Source organism: Longimicrobium sp. (assembly GCF_036280135.1).
Taxonomy (GTDB): Bacteria; Gemmatimonadota; Gemmatimonadetes; order Longimicrobiales; family Longimicrobiaceae; genus Longimicrobium.
In genome coordinates, this window is sequence record NZ_DASURI010000184.1 from 1 (window position 1) to 13,112 (window position 13,112).

At 70.9% G+C, this 13,112-nt stretch carries 13 protein-coding genes; 4 read left to right on the forward strand and 9 right to left on the reverse strand.

Annotation, left to right across the window (positions count from 1 at the left end; all coding sequences use genetic code 11):
* A partial coding sequence (purH, locus tag VFZ20_RS05370) for a bifunctional phosphoribosylaminoimidazolecarboxamide formyltransferase/IMP cyclohydrolase (protein ID WP_329682808.1) occupies window positions 1-1,362 on the reverse strand: 1,362 nt, incomplete at its 3' end.
* A gap of 513 nt (window positions 1,363-1,875) precedes the next feature.
* The gene (gene purN, locus VFZ20_RS05375) at window positions 1,876-2,589 is read right to left on the reverse strand and encodes a phosphoribosylglycinamide formyltransferase (protein ID WP_329682809.1); all 714 of its coding nucleotides are present in this window, start codon (window positions 2,587-2,589) and stop codon (window positions 1,876-1,878) included.
* Between the two features lie 161 nt (window positions 2,590-2,750).
* Here purN and VFZ20_RS05380 point away from each other — a divergent pair, with 161 nt between their 5' ends.
* Together VFZ20_RS05380 and VFZ20_RS05385 are read left to right on the forward strand one after the other, a co-directional pair.
* Window positions 2,751-3,185, forward strand: a complete 435-nt coding sequence (locus VFZ20_RS05380) for a DUF2442 domain-containing protein (RefSeq protein ID WP_329682810.1) — start codon at window positions 2,751-2,753, stop codon at window positions 3,183-3,185.
* A gap of 358 nt (window positions 3,186-3,543) precedes the next feature.
* Window positions 3,544-4,806, forward strand: a complete 1,263-nt coding sequence (locus VFZ20_RS05385) for a lipase family protein (protein ID WP_329682811.1) — start codon at window positions 3,544-3,546, stop codon at window positions 4,804-4,806.
* Between the two features lie 493 nt (window positions 4,807-5,299).
* Here VFZ20_RS05385 and VFZ20_RS05390 read toward each other — a convergent pair whose 3' ends face one another.
* The 3 genes from VFZ20_RS05390 to VFZ20_RS05400 all read right to left on the reverse strand — a co-directional run bounded on the left by VFZ20_RS05390 (window position 5,300) and on the right by VFZ20_RS05400 (window position 7,369).
* Window positions 5,300-5,893 (reverse strand): hypothetical protein, encoded by a 594-nt coding sequence (locus VFZ20_RS05390; protein WP_329682812.1) that lies wholly within the window; start codon window positions 5,891-5,893, stop codon window positions 5,300-5,302.
* 365 nt (window positions 5,894-6,258) lie between these two features.
* Window positions 6,259-6,936 carry an MBL fold metallo-hydrolase gene (locus VFZ20_RS05395; RefSeq protein ID WP_329682813.1) on the reverse strand — a complete coding sequence of 226 codons (678 nt, stop codon included), beginning with the start codon at window positions 6,934-6,936 and terminating at the stop codon, window positions 6,259-6,261.
* A complete protein-coding gene (locus VFZ20_RS05400) occupies window positions 6,929-7,369 on the reverse strand; it encodes a peroxiredoxin (protein WP_329682814.1) in 441 nt (146 codons plus the stop codon). The genes VFZ20_RS05395 and VFZ20_RS05400 overlap by 8 nt, the downstream gene beginning before the upstream one ends.
* Before the next feature lie 174 nt (window positions 7,370-7,543).
* Between VFZ20_RS05400 and VFZ20_RS05405 the strand changes: the two genes are divergently transcribed.
* Window positions 7,544-7,909 carry a hypothetical protein gene (locus VFZ20_RS05405; RefSeq protein ID WP_329682815.1) on the forward strand — a complete coding sequence of 122 codons (366 nt, stop codon included), beginning with the start codon at window positions 7,544-7,546 and terminating at the stop codon, window positions 7,907-7,909.
* Window positions 7,910-8,110: 201 nt separating this feature from the next.
* Window positions 8,111-9,241, forward strand: coding sequence for a lamin tail domain-containing protein (locus tag VFZ20_RS05410; RefSeq protein ID WP_329682816.1), 1,131 nt, complete (start codon window positions 8,111-8,113; stop codon window positions 9,239-9,241).
* A gap of 277 nt (window positions 9,242-9,518) precedes the next feature.
* Here VFZ20_RS05410 and phoU read toward each other — a convergent pair whose 3' ends face one another.
* The 4 genes from phoU to pstC all read right to left on the reverse strand — a co-directional run bounded on the left by phoU (window position 9,519) and on the right by pstC (window position 12,986).
* Window positions 9,519-10,214: a phosphate signaling complex protein PhoU gene (gene phoU, locus VFZ20_RS05415; protein ID WP_329682817.1), complete on the reverse strand. Its 696-nt coding sequence runs from the start codon at window positions 10,212-10,214 to the stop codon at window positions 9,519-9,521.
* Entirely contained in the window at window positions 10,211-11,023 is an 813-nt protein-coding gene (gene pstB, locus VFZ20_RS05420; protein WP_349264067.1) for a phosphate ABC transporter ATP-binding protein PstB, read from the reverse strand. Before pstB ends, phoU begins: the two co-directional genes overlap by 4 nt.
* A gap of 65 nt (window positions 11,024-11,088) precedes the next feature.
* On the reverse strand, window positions 11,089-11,994 hold the full coding sequence (gene pstA, locus VFZ20_RS05425) for a phosphate ABC transporter permease PstA (RefSeq protein ID WP_329682819.1): 906 nt from the start codon (window positions 11,992-11,994) through the stop codon (window positions 11,089-11,091).
* Window positions 11,991-12,986: a phosphate ABC transporter permease subunit PstC gene (gene pstC / locus VFZ20_RS05430; RefSeq protein ID WP_329682820.1), complete on the reverse strand. Its 996-nt coding sequence runs from the start codon at window positions 12,984-12,986 to the stop codon at window positions 11,991-11,993. The genes pstA and pstC overlap by 4 nt, the downstream gene beginning before the upstream one ends.
* Between the last annotated feature and the right edge of the window lie 126 nt (window positions 12,987-13,112).

Sequence of the window (13,112 nt, forward strand, 5' to 3'; positions counted from 1 at the left end):
CACGGCGATGCGGCTGCTGTCCACCCGGCTCATCTGCCCCGCGCCAATCCCCAGCGCCGTCCCCCCGCGCGCGACCAGGATTGCGTTCGACTTGACGGACGCCACCGCGCGCCAGGCGAACCGAAGGTCGTCCATCTCCTCCGCCGTGGGCTGGCGCGCGCTCACGACGCGCCACGCATCCTCCGGAAAGCGCATCGACAGGCGGCGCTGCGCCACGAAGCCGCCGCGCACGCGCTTGAAGTCCAGCTCCCCCTCGTCCGCCGACAGCGACGGAAGCTCCAGCAGGCGCAGGTTCTTCTTCTCCGTCAGCATCCGCAGTCCCGCCTCGACGAACGATGGCGCCACGATGGCTTCCACGAAGTTGGGGCGCATCAGCACGGCCGCCTCCTCCGAGACGGGAACGTTGAACGCGATCACGGAGCCGAACGCGCTCGTGGAATCCGTCGACAGCGCCTTGCGATAGGCCTCCGCCGCGTCCGCGCCCACGGCGACGCCGCAGGGCGTGGTGTGCTTGATGATGGCACACGCGGCAAGCCCGCTGCCGTCCCACGCGCTCACCGCCTGCAGCGCGCCTTCCACGTCCAGCAGGTTGTTGAACGAGAGTTCCTTGCCGTGCAGCTGCCGCAGCGCGTCCAGCCCGCCCGCGGACGCCGTGTCGCGATAAAAGGCAGCCGGCTGGTCCGGGTTCTCGCCGTAGCGAAGGTCCTGCACCTTCTCCAGCGACAGCGTCATCGCGCGGGGGAAGGCGTCCGCTGAATCCGTCGCATCCGCCGTCTGGTCCAGCGAGCGCGACAGGTACTCGGTGATGGCGCGGTCGTAGTCCGACGTGTGCGCGTACACCTTGGCCGCCAGCTCGCGGCGGATGCGCAGCCCGCGATCCGCGTCCGCCGAATCCAGCGCCGCGAGGACGACCGGGTAGTCCGCCGGATCGACCACCACCCACACGCTCGCGTGGTTCTTGGCGGCCGAGCGCAGCATGGACGGCCCGCCGATGTCGATGTTCTCGATGGCGTCGGCCAGGGTGGCGCCGGGGCGCGCGACCGTCTCGCGGAACGGGTAGAGATTGACGGCCACGAGGTCGATGGGTGCGTAGCCGTGCGCCTGCATCTGCGCCACGTCGTCGGCGTTGTCGCGGCGGCCCAGCAGGCCGGCGTGCACGGCCGGATGCAGGGTCTTGACGCGGCCCTCCATCATCTCCGGGTGGCCGGTGACTTCGCTGACCTCGGTGACGGGCAGGCCGGCGTCGCGCAGGGAGCGCGCGGTGCCGCCGGTGGAGAGCAGGGTCCACCCCCGCCCGTGCAGCTCGCGGGCGAGCTCCACCACGCCCGTCTTGTCGGATACGCTCAGCAGTGCGCGGGGCATTGGTTTTGTCGCTTGTCGGGGTTGTTGCCGTGCAGCCGTGTTCGGTGCACGGATGAACTGCGGGGGACAGGGGGCAGGTTACAGGGGACAGCCTGCAACTGCGTGCCCCTGCGGCGGCCGGATGTCGGTCACGGCTCTGATCCGGTTGGCCACCCCCGTGCCGGAGCGGCTGAAGCCGCCGCAACGACCGCGGAAAGCCTCACAAACTGCGTGAGGCTTCACCTACGCAAACAGGCGCCCCCGGTGCACGTCCGCTGGCCCGCGCTGGGGCAGTCCGCGCAGGCGGACTTCGCGAACTTCCAGCGGCGAATTCATTCGCTCCGGCTGGGGAACGGCCTTTACCGGATCAGATCCTTAACCGGGCTCATTCGCTCCGGCTGGGGAACGGCCTTTACCGGATCAGATCCTTAACCGGGATCATTCGCTCCGGCTGGAGCCAGGCCACCTCTTCGGCGAATCTTGCCTACGGCGGATACGCTCCGGCCCCCGCAGGCGCTCCAGTCGCCCCGCGCGCTACTCGCCCGTAATCGGCCCCGTGCCGGCGACGGTCATCGTGCGGAGGATGGACGCATCGGCCGGGGCGGGGGCGGCGACGAGGTCGAAGGCGACCGGCGCATCGTCCACGACCGGCACGTGCGCGCCGCGGACGATCGCCTCCACCGCCAGCGGCAGGATGCGGTGCTCCACGGCCAATACGCGCGCGGCCAGCATCTCCGGCGTGTCGCCGGGGAGCACGGGGACGGGCCACTGCGCCACGATGGCGCCCTCGTCGTACCGCTCGTCCACCAGGTGCGCGGTGGCGCCGCTCACCCGCGCGCCGGACGCGATCACGGCCCGGTGCACGTTCATCCCGTACATCCCGCGGCCCCCGAACGCGGGAAGCAGCGCCGGGTGCACGTTCAGCATCCGCCCGTGGTAGCGCGCCACCACCTCCGCCGGCACCAGCTGCAGCCACCCCGCCAGCACCACGAGGTCGATGCGGTGCTCCGCGAGCGCATCCGCCAGCGCGTCGCGAAAGGCGTCCGCGCCCATCGCCCGCCCGTCCAGGACGCGCGCGGGGATGCCCGCCCGCTCCGCCCGCTCCAGCGCGCCGATGCCCGCGCGCGACCCGATCACCAGCTCCACGCGCGCCGCGTCCGATCCACCGCTGTTGAAGCGGTCGATCAGCGCCTGGAGGTTGGTGCCCCCGCCGCTGGCGAGGACGGCGACACGCGCATGGACGCTCACGATTCTCAGCCTCGGGACCCGGGTGATTTTCGGCGCGAAGATAGACCCGGCGTCCGCTCCTGGCAACCGAACGTACAGCTCTGGAATAAACCCATCAGCTAGGTTATTGTCGTTCCGTGTTTCTGTCAGACCCGTATGGATTCGCGAGGGGAGAAGAGCGGATGAAAAAGCCGACGTCGCAGGAGATCCGCGCCGCGCGGGCCGAAGGCGCGCTCCGCGAGCGCACCGAGCCCCGCGCCGCGCACGCCGCGTACGACGCGGAAAAGGACGCCATCCTCGTACGTCTCACGTCGGGCGCGTGGTTCGGCTTTTCGCCCTCCGTCGTGACCGAGCTGCGGGGCGCATCGGCGGAGGACCTGGCCCGCGTGGAGGTCGAGGCATTCGGCGAGGCGCTGCACTGGGAGGCGCTGGACGCCGACGTGTCCGTGCCCGGCATCATCTTCGACTCGCTGGACGCGCCGGCGTGGTGGGCGCGCTGGATCGCGGGCCGCACCAGCGCCCGCAAGGCCGCCGCCTCGCGCGAGAACGGCAGAAAGGGCGGCCGCCCACGCAAGTCCCCCATTCCGCCCGCCGACGAGCCCCGCGACGCATCGTAGTTCGCGCAGGCGCAACGGATTGTGCGCCCACCGTGACGAGCAGGAACGCCTCGCGGCCGACGTCCGGCCACGAGGCTTCGTCGCTCTGCGGCGCGTCGGGCGGCGTGGGACTACAAACGTTTCCTGTCGCGTGGCGTGCGGGGGGACTACCATGGGTTTCCCACGGACGCGGGGCCATCCGCCCCGCATCGTCCGTGGGAAGAGCGCCGGGGCCGCACCCCGCGTCCCGCCGCCCGCCCGTGCACCGCCCGTCATCACCCTCACGCCTCCCCCGCCCGTCCGGCGATTGCCGGCCGCGCGCCCCGCCGGGGACCGGGCCCGCTGCACGGCCGCCCTTCATCGAGAAAGCAGGGCTTCAATGAGCAATCCCACACATCAGCAGAGCGTCATCTACCAGCTGTCCATGTACGCCGCCCTGGTGGACGACATCCCGGGCCCCAACCTGGAACCGCTCCTCTACCAGAAGATCCAGGCCGCGCTCCAGGCAGACGCGGGCGAGATCGGCAACTGGTCGGTGGCGTGGGGGCCCGTGGCCGTGCAGCTCAACACGAGCGCGTACGCCGTGAACGCCATGTACGTGGCCGAGAGCAAGGACACCCCGGGGAGCTACGTGGTGGGCATCGCGGGGACCAACCCCTCGTCGGTGTTCGACTGGGTGGTGGAGGACGGGCTCGTGTCCGTACAGCTTCCGTGGATCTACGGCCTGTTCTCGGCGCCGGACGCCAGGATCGCGCTGGGAACGGGGATCGGGCTGGCCATCCTGCAGAACGCCGCGCCGGGCAGCGGCATCCCCGGCACGGGCACCACGCTGCTGGAGTTCATGCAGGGCATCCCCAAGGAGGGGACGAGCGTGGTGGTGAGCGGGCACAGCCTGGGCGGCGCGCTTTCGCCCACGGTGGCGCTGTGGCTGCACGACGTGCGGCTGCTGTGGGACCCCTTCTCGCAGGTGGCGCTCTCCACCCTGCCCACAGCGGGCCCCACGGCCGGCAACGCGGCGTTCGCGGCCTACTCCAACGAGAAGCTGCCCACGACGCGCTTTGCCAACGCCATCGATGTGGTGCCGCACGCGTGGCAGGCCTCGGACCTGGCCGCCATCCCCACGCTCTACGCGCCCGACATCCAGCCGGACGACCTGATCAACGACCTGGTGCACGTCGCGGAGACCATCTCGGCCGCGGGGGGCTACACGCAGCTGGTGGACGACGCGGGCTGGTTCCCGGCCAGCGTGGACACCTCGATCATCACCCCCGGCGCGCCGGTGATCGAGAACTTCTTCTATCAGCTCGCCTACCAGCACACCACGGCGTACCACACCTTCTTTGGCGTGGTGTCGCCCACGCTGCACGCCTGGGCGGCCCGGTTCCAGGCCGCCGTCACGGCGCAGGGGCCCGCGCTCGCCATGCGGGTGGCCGCCGGCGCCGCGGCCGCCGCGCAGGCGACGGCGCCCGTCAACGGCCGGCCCACGGTGATCCCGCCGGCGTCGGACCCGGCGTCGGCGCAGGTGGCCGCGCGCGTGCTGGCGGACCTCATGCGCCACGCCACCCCCGACCAGCAGCGCGTCGGCATCCCCGTGGACCCGCAGAGCCTGGTGGATACGCGCGCCGGCGCCGCGCAGCCCTGATCCCGCGGATTCAGGATCTCGCCAGGAACACGTCGCCCCCTCCTCCCGGCCGGGAGGAGGGGGCGATCGCATTCGGCCCCGCGCGCGTAAGAGAGGGTTGCCAACCTGTCTTCCAACGGGGCCTGAGTCATTCGGCGTTGCGCGCACCTTGTGGGATGAAAGCTGCGCCGTACAACCTCCCCCAGGGGTTTTTGGGGAAGGTGGGCGAGCTCCGCGAGCCCGGAGGGGGTGCTCGCACGGGGCACGCCTCACGCACGAGCCTGGCCCTGACTTTCTATTCAGGGAGCGCCGCGCGTAAAACGAACGTGCGCAGGATTTTAGCGCGACCGAAGGATCGTGTGTGCGAAGCGACAAGCCGGTCCTGGTTCGCGGAGCCGGCTTGTCGCCTTGCGGGGAAGATCCTTCGTCGCCGCCATGGAACCACGCGAATCAGATTCTACGCGGCGGCTCCTCAGGATGACGCATTCGAAGGGCGATGGGCGACTACACCCGCTCAGGATTGCGGATCGAGGAGCGCGAAGATCACGCGGCCGGCGAGGTTGAAGACGATGGACAGCGTGCCGGACTTGATGCCGTCCACGAGGTCCGCGTCCGGGTGCCACAGCGTGGGCGCCAGCGCGCCGGCGTACGTCCCGGCGATGAACGGCTCCGAGAACACGCGGCGCCCCGTTCGGAGGTCGCGGTCCGTGAACGTCTCGATGAACGCGTGCGCCACGCGGTCCTCCGGGTCCGGGCAGCCGCAGGGCTCGTCGGCCACGGAGCGGTTGAGCGCGGCCGCCACGCCGTGCCGCACCGACGTGCCGATGATGTGCCCGCCGGCGCGCGACGCGATGCGCTGCGTGAGCGCGTCCAGTCCCCCGCCCCACTCGTACGGGTCCACGCGCACGTGGTCGTACAGCCCCAGCGCCACGGCGCTCCCCAGCTCCACGGGGTCCACCAGGTCGTACATGAACACCTGCACGGGGTCCGCCGGCGGCGGCGCCACGGTATCAGCGGCGGCGGTGTCGCGCGGGGCGGACTGCGCGGCCAGGGCGGGCGTCCACGCCAGCAGCAGCGCGGCGCAAAGGGTCCAGCTGCGGATGGTCATCCGGAAGTCAGGGCTGCGCGGGGAAAGGCGTCACGCGAATACGGCGGCGTACCACCCGTACGGCCGGGAAGGTCCGCCGTCTTCAGTTTTTCGTTCCGTCGCGTGCTGTCATTCCGAGCGAGGCCGGCGCCGGCTGACGCCGTCCCGTGCGCGATGCATCTGGCGCCGGCCGACCGAAGAATCTGGTCGACGGAGCGCGGGATCCCGCCCGCGCGCTGAGTTCCGGCGTGGGGTCCGTGCACGGGCGAGTGCCGGGCGCCGCGCGACCAGATTCTTCGCTCCGCGCCGTCATGCACGGGACAGATCGCGACGGCGCTCCGCTCAGAATGACAGCGAGGGACGGATTGCGTTGTCGCGGTTGTTCTTCAGGCGAACCCGCCGCCGCCGTAGACGCCGGTGACGAACGGGTTGCTCACGCGCTCGTGGCCCACCGTGGTGTCCGGGCCGTGGCCTGTGTGCAGCGTGGTCACGTCCGGCAGCGTGAGCACCTGCGCGCGGATGGAGCGCATGAGCGTGCCGAAGTCGCCGCCGGGCAGGTCCGTGCGGCCGATGGAGCCGTTGAAGATCACGTCCCCCACCAGTGCCATTCCGTCGCCCACCAGGATCACGTGCCCCGGCGCGTGACCCGGCGCGAACCGGACGGCCAGCGTGCACTCGCCGAACCGCACGGTGCCGCCCTCCGCCAGCTCGCCGTCCACGGGCGGAAGCGGCTCCATCCGCACGCCGAACATCTGCGCCTGCATGGGCGCGGCGCCGTACAGCTGCAGGTCCGCCGGGTGCAGCAGCACCGGCGCGCCCGTCTCGCGCCTGGCGAGGGGAATGCCCTCCACGTGGTCCACGTGCGCGTGCGTGAGCACGATCTGCTCGATCGTCACGCCCAAGGCCCGCGCCGCGTCCAGCGCCTGCTGCGCCGCCGCGCCGGGGTCCACGAGAATGCCGGCGCCCGTGCGCGCGCACGAGACCAGGTACGTGTTCTCGGCGAATACGCCGCCCGTGAAGCCGCGGACGGTGGCCTCGCCCGAGCCCATGGGACCCTCAGCCACGGAGCGCCTCCAGCACCTCGTCGGCGCCGTGCGTGCCGGGCTGCGCGTAGGCGATGCGGCCGTCGCGGTCGATGAGGTACGTGGCGCGGCCCACGTACTCCTCGCCCAGCACGCCGTACGCGCTCGCGATCTCCGCGTCCTGGTCGATGATGAGGGGAAAGTCCAGCGCGTACTTGTCGCGGAACTGCACGTGGCTTTCGAAGCTGCCCGGGTTCACGCCAAAGCGCGCCACGCCGGCCTCGGCGTAGCGGGCGCCCTCGTCGCGGGCCAGGCACATCTGCCTGGTGCAGCCGGGCGTGTCGTCCTGCGGATAGAACATCAGCAGCACGGCCTGCCTGCCGCGAAAGTCCGGCAGGGACACGCGCCCGCCGTCCGTGGTGTGCGCCGTGAACACGGGCGCCTCGCTGCCCACCGGCAACAGTTCCTGGGCCATCCTCGGTCTCCTCCGTCCGTGCGGGTGCGGTCTGGAGCGGGGAAGATGGCGCCGCCCCGCCCGCCCGGCAACGTGGCGCCGCTCGCGCGCCGGCCCTCATCATCGCAAGTTGAACGGACGGCACCGGACGTGCGCGCCGGGACGCCAACCGCCATCACCGGGGAGGAGAGCGACGTGAGCCAGACGGACGCGCAGGACGACCTGACCGCGCAATCGCCCGAGGAGCTGCTGGACGCGTGGCGCGGGCTGGTGGAGGAATGCGGAAACGGGTACGAGTACAACGTGATGGAGTACCACGCGGACCTGGAGGTGCGCGACCGGCTGGAGCGCTGCCTGCGGTCGCCGGGCCGCACGGACGCGGCGTTCGCGGCGCAGGTGGCCGCGGTGGACGAGCAGTTCCGCGCGCTGCTGCAGCCCGGCGTGGAAGTGGGCCCGGCGGAGGACCCGTGGTGGCACCGCGGCGTTCCCCGCTACGCCGGCGACGCCCTCGCGGAGGGGATGCGCGAGTGGTTCGGCGTGGAGATCGAATCCCGCGGCTGAGCCATCGCCGAACTTCAACGGCAACTGCATTCTCACGCAGCGCCGCGGAGGACGCGGAGTACCCCATCCCCTGCCCGATCGCCCCTCCTGCAGCCTGGCCTGGACCTGGACGAAGGGTGGTTGCGGCGAGCTGGGGCCAGGGGTATTCTGCTGCCTTCCTCACGCGGTTCCGCTCGCTCCCCCACACACCCGTTCCCAACCATGCTTTCGCGTTCCGCGCGCGTGCTGCGCGCGCTCGTTCCTGCCCTCGCGTTGTTCGCCGGCGCGTGCTCCGAGGGGGCCACCGGCCCGCAGACGGAGCTCACGCCGACCGCCACCGCGCCCACCGCCCTGCAGACGGTGCAGTGCACGGCAGACGTCCAGGCCGGCGTCATGTCCTGCGGCCAGGCCGGCCTGCCGGCCGGGATGCGGGGCACCATCTTTGGCGGGCAGGGCACCTACGTGCAGCTGCGGTCCAGCAACGTGGCGTACAACCCGGCCGACAGCATCCTCTCGGTGGACGTCTCCATCGAGAACCTGGTCCCGCAGGCCATGGGCACCGTGGACGGCGTGACGCCCGCGGCGTCGGGGGTGCGCATCTTCTTCGTCGCCGGTCCTTTCCCCCCCGCCCGTGGCAGCGCCGAGGTGCACAACGCGGACGGCACGGGGACGTTCACCGACGCGAACCAGCCGTACTTCCAGTACGACGGCATCCTGGAGACCAACGAAACCTCCGCCGTGAAGCGGTGGGAGATCAAGGTGAACTCCGAGACGTCGCGGGTGATGTTCGTGGTGGCCATCGAGGCGCCGGTGCAGCCCCGGCTGGTGATCAACGAGATCATGCCCAACCCGGGCGGCACGGTGCAGGACAGCGTGGGCGAGTACGTGGAGCTGTACAACGCGGGCACGTTCCCCACGAACATGAACGGGTTCATCCTGCGCGACAACACGGCCGGGGTCACGGACACCATCAAGACGGACCTGGTGGTGCAGCCCGGGGCGTACGTGCTGCTGGGCCGCTCGGCCAACACGTCCAAGAACGGCGGGATCACGCCGGACTACCTGTACACCAGCCGGATCGGGACCACGTCCACGTCGCTCACCTTTTCCAACAGCGGCTCGGACTTCTTCGTGGTCAAGGCGCCCACGGGCGTGACGGTGGATTCGGTGTTCTACACCAGCGGCACGACCACCGCCGTCTCGGCCGTGGCGCGCGAGCTCAAGAACCCGGCGCTGGACAACACGCTGATGGACGGGAGCAACTGGGGCGCGGCGACGTCGGCCTACGACGCGACCAACAACAACCGTGGTACGCCCAAGGCGCAGAACTCGGTCTTCACCATCGCGGCCTGACGCGCTCCGCGTTGGGGAGCATTCCACGCCCTCGGCCGGCCCCGCGCGGAACGCCCCCTCCCGGCTCGCGGAGCTCGCCCACCTCCCCCAATAACCCCTGGGGAGGGTGAACCGCATCCCATTCCGAACGCACGCAACGAGGGGCGGCCCCCACCGGGAGCCGCCCCTCGATCATCACGCAGTTCCTCTGCTGCCCCTGCTCCCTCTGCGTGAAAAAGCAGTTGCCGTTGCCGTTCTCTGCGTCCTCTGCGGCTCTGCGTGAGAAAGCAGTTGCCGTTCAGCTCGCCCGCGCCTGATCGTCCAGGCGCGCGCCGCCGTGCTTGATGGTGCGCCCCTCCACCAGGAACACCACGTCCTCGGCGATGTTGGTCGCCAGGTCCGCGATGCGCTCCAGGTTTCGGCTCACGAGGAACATGGACATGCTCGCGCCGATGCGCCGCGGGTCCTCCATCATGTGCGTGAGCAGGATGCGGAACAGCGACTCGTGCAGCCCGTCCACGCGGTCGTCGCGGCGGCACACCTCGCGGGCGCCGGCCGCGTCGGCCTTGACGAACGTGTCCAGCGCGTCCGTGAGCATCTCCGTGGCCAGGCGGCCCATCTCCTCGATCTCCTGGAACTCCAGGTAGACGGGCGACTCGGCCAGGTGCGGCACGGCCTCGGCAATGTTGACCGCGTGGTCGCCCACCCGCTCCAGGTCGTTGCTGATCTTCATGGCCATGGTGATCAGCCGGAGGTCCCGCGCCATGGGCTGCTGCAGGGCCAGGAGGTGGATGCACATGTCGTCCACCGCCATCTCCATGGCGTCCAGGTCGTTGTCCCGGCGGATGACCTCGGCCGCGGCCACGGGGTCGCGGGCGCGCAGGGCGGCCATGGCCTGCGCCACCAGCTCCTCGGCCAGGCCGGACATCTCCAGCAGCTGCGTCTTGAGCCGCGCCAGCTCCTCGTGAAAGTGGCGAACGCCGACCGGGCTCATCCGAACCTCCCCGTGATGTACGCCTCGGTGCGGTCCTCGCGCGGCGTGGTGAACAGTTCGTTCGTGCGGCCCATCTCCACCAGCGACCCCATGTAGAAAAAGGCCGTGTAGTCGCTCACGCGGGCGGCCTGCTGCATGTTGTGGGTCACGATGACGATGGTGTACTCGTCCTTGAGCTCGTAGATGAGCTCCTCGATCTTTTGCGTGGCGATGGGGTCCAGCGCGCTGGCCGGCTCGTCCATCAGCAGCACCTCCGGCTGCACGGCCAGCGCCCGGGCAATGCACAGCCGCTGCTGCTGCCCGCCGCTGAGCCCCAGGGCGCTGCGGTCCAGCCGGTCGCTCACCTCGTCCCACAGGGCGGCCTGGCGCAGCGAGCGCTCCACCAGGTCGTCCAGGTCGCGGCGCCCCCTGGCCAGCCCGTTCACCCGCGCGCCGTACGCCACGTTCTCGTAGATGCTCTTGGGGAACGGGTTGGATTTCTGGAACACCATCCCCACCCGCTTGCGCAGCTGCACCACGTCCAGCCCCGGGCGGTAGACGCTGCCGCCGTTCAGGCGGATGTCGCCGTCGTGGCGGATTCCGGGGATGAGGTCGTTCATGCGGTTGATGCTGCGCAGGAACGTGCTCTTGCCGCATCCCGAGGGCCCGATGAAGGCCGTGACCTTCTTTTGCGGGATCTGCAGGGTGATGTCGTTGAGCGCCCGCGTGCCGCCGTACCAGAACGAGAAGTCCTCGGCCTCCACGGCCAGCGGCAGGGACGTGAGCGCGGGCGCCGGCGCGGCGGCCGGCGCCGAAGTCTGCTGCGGCATGGGCGCGGCGGTGGGGGGAACGGCGGCGGCCGTCGGTTGCGGCGCCTGCACGGATAGGTCTCGCATCAGCGGCTCCGGTAAGGACTGCGGATCAGGAAGCGCGCGGTCAGGCTCATGGCCAGCACCAGGGCGATGAGCAGCAGCGACGCGGCCCAGGCCTGGGCGTGCTGCTCCTCGTACGGGCTGATGGCGTACTGAAAGATCTGCACGGGCAGGGCGGCGATGGGCTCGTTGAGCTTCGCGGACCAGAACGGGTTGCCGAACGCCGTGAACAGCAGCGGCGCCGTCTCGCCCGCGATGCGCGCCAGGGCCACCAGCACGCCCGTGAGAATGCCGCTGCGCGCGGCCGGCAGCACCACGCCCAGCGTCGTCCGCCAGCGGGTGAACCCCAGCGCCAGGGCGCCTTCCTTCAGTTCGCGCGGGACCAGGCGCACCATCTCCTCCGTCGTCCGCGTCACCATGGGCAGCAGCATGATGGCCAGCGCTACCCCGCCCGCCATGGCGCTGAACCCGCCCGTCGACACGACGACCCAGGCCCAGACGAAGATGCCGATGACGATGGACGGAATGCCGTTCATCACGTCCGTGACGAAGCGGATGGCGTTGGGCAGGCGTCCGCCCTCGGCCTCGGCCAGGTAGATCCCCGCGCCGATGGCCACGGGCAGCCCCATCAGCCCCGCCAGCACGACGAGGATGAAGGTGCCCAGCACGCCGTTGCCCACCCCGCCGCCCGTCTCGCCCACGGGCGCCGGCACGTGGGTAAAGAAGTCGGGGTTCAGCGAGCCCAGCCCCGCGCGCATCAGGTGAAAGAAGATGAGCAACAGGGGCACCACCGTGAGCGCGGCGGCCACGCCCGTGAGCGTGAGCATCACCCGGCTCACCACGCGCCGGCGTCGGTCGCGGGCGCCCAGCGCGGGCAGGGGCGCGTGCGCCCGGGGAGCCGCGGGGGGCCCCATCGTCGCGGCGCTCATCGGCCCGCCCGCAGTCCCACGCGCCACACCATGAAGCGCGCGACGGTGTTGACCAGGATGGTGATGCCGAACAGCAGCAGGCCGATGGCCATGAGCGCCGACAGGTGCATGTCGTCCGACGCCTCGGCGAACTCGTTGGCCAGCACGCTCGCCATGGTGGCGCTGGGCGCGAAGAGCGACGTGGCGATCTCCGCCCGGTTGCCGATGACCATGGTGATGGCCATGGTCTCGCCCAGCGCGCGGCCGAGTCCGAGAATCGTCGCGCCGATGATCCCCGGGAAGGCGTAGGGGAGGACAACCTGCCACGTCATCTCCCAGCGCGTGGCGCCCAGGGCCAGCGCGCCCTCGCGCTGGGTGACGGGCACGGCGGCCAGCACCTCGCGCGACACGGCGGAGATGAAGGGGACGATCATGATGGCCAGGATCACCCCGCCGGCCAGGATGCTGCTGCCGTACGCCGGCCCGCGGAACAGGCCGATGGTGTCGCCGATGGAATTCGCGAGCGGCGACTGCACGTACGTGCGCAGGAACGGCACGAGGACAAAGATGCCCCACAGGCCGTAGACCACGCTGGGGATGGCGGCCAGCAGCTCCGTGCCAAAGGCGATGGGCGCGGCCAGCCAGCGCGGCGCCAGCTCCGTGAGGAAGATGGCCAGGCCGATGGCCAGCGGGACGGCGATGACGAGGGCCAGCAGCGACGACGCCAGCGTGCCGAAGATGAACGGCAGCGCGCCGAAGTGTCCGCCGACCGGGTCCCACTCGCTGCTGCCCACGAACGCCCCGCCGAACTCGCGCAGGGCGGGCAGGGCCGCGCCGCCCACCCGCAGCACGATGAAGGCGAACAGCACGGGGATGAAGAGGCCGAACGCGCCCAGCACGATGGCGTAGGTGCGGTCGGCCACGTTGCCCTGCGCGTAGCCCGGCAGCAGCCGGGACATCAGGGGTCGGGGGCCCGCCGCCAGGGCGCCCGCCTGCTCAGGTACGGGTTGCATCCGTTCCGTTGGTCTGCTTCTCAGGTGCGGACGCGCGGGACTCCGCGCGCCCGCGGGAACTGCGTTCTGCTTGTCTCTTTGCGGACGCCGATTTCCTGCGGGCGTCGAGGGCAGAAGATCGGGCTT

Bases quoted from the DNA above. Each gene is read 5' to 3' on its own strand.
- pstC (WP_329682820.1), bottom strand. From the start codon at position 12,986: ATGCAACCCGTACCTGAGCAGGCGGGCGCCCTGGCGGCGGGCCCCCGA.
- VFZ20_RS05385 (WP_329682811.1), top strand. From the start codon at position 3,544: ATGAGCAATCCCACACATCAGCAGAGCGTCATCTACCAGCTGTCCATG.
- VFZ20_RS05400 (WP_329682814.1), bottom strand. From the start codon at position 7,369: ATGGCCCAGGAACTGTTGCCGGTGGGCAGCGAGGCGCCCGTGTTCACG.
- VFZ20_RS05410 (WP_329682816.1), top strand. From the start codon at position 8,111: ATGCTTTCGCGTTCCGCGCGCGTGCTGCGCGCGCTCGTTCCTGCCCTC.
- VFZ20_RS05390 (WP_329682812.1), bottom strand. From the start codon at position 5,893: ATGACCATCCGCAGCTGGACCCTTTGCGCCGCGCTGCTGCTGGCGTGG.
- pstB (WP_349264067.1), bottom strand. From the start codon at position 11,023: ATGCCGCAGCAGACTTCGGCGCCGGCCGCCGCGCCGGCGCCCGCGCTC.
- pstA (WP_329682819.1), bottom strand. From the start codon at position 11,994: ATGAGCGCCGCGACGATGGGGCCCCCCGCGGCTCCCCGGGCGCACGCG.
- phoU (WP_329682817.1), bottom strand. From the start codon at position 10,214: ATGAGCCCGGTCGGCGTTCGCCACTTTCACGAGGAGCTGGCGCGGCTC.
- VFZ20_RS05380 (WP_329682810.1), top strand. From the start codon at position 2,751: ATGAAAAAGCCGACGTCGCAGGAGATCCGCGCCGCGCGGGCCGAAGGC.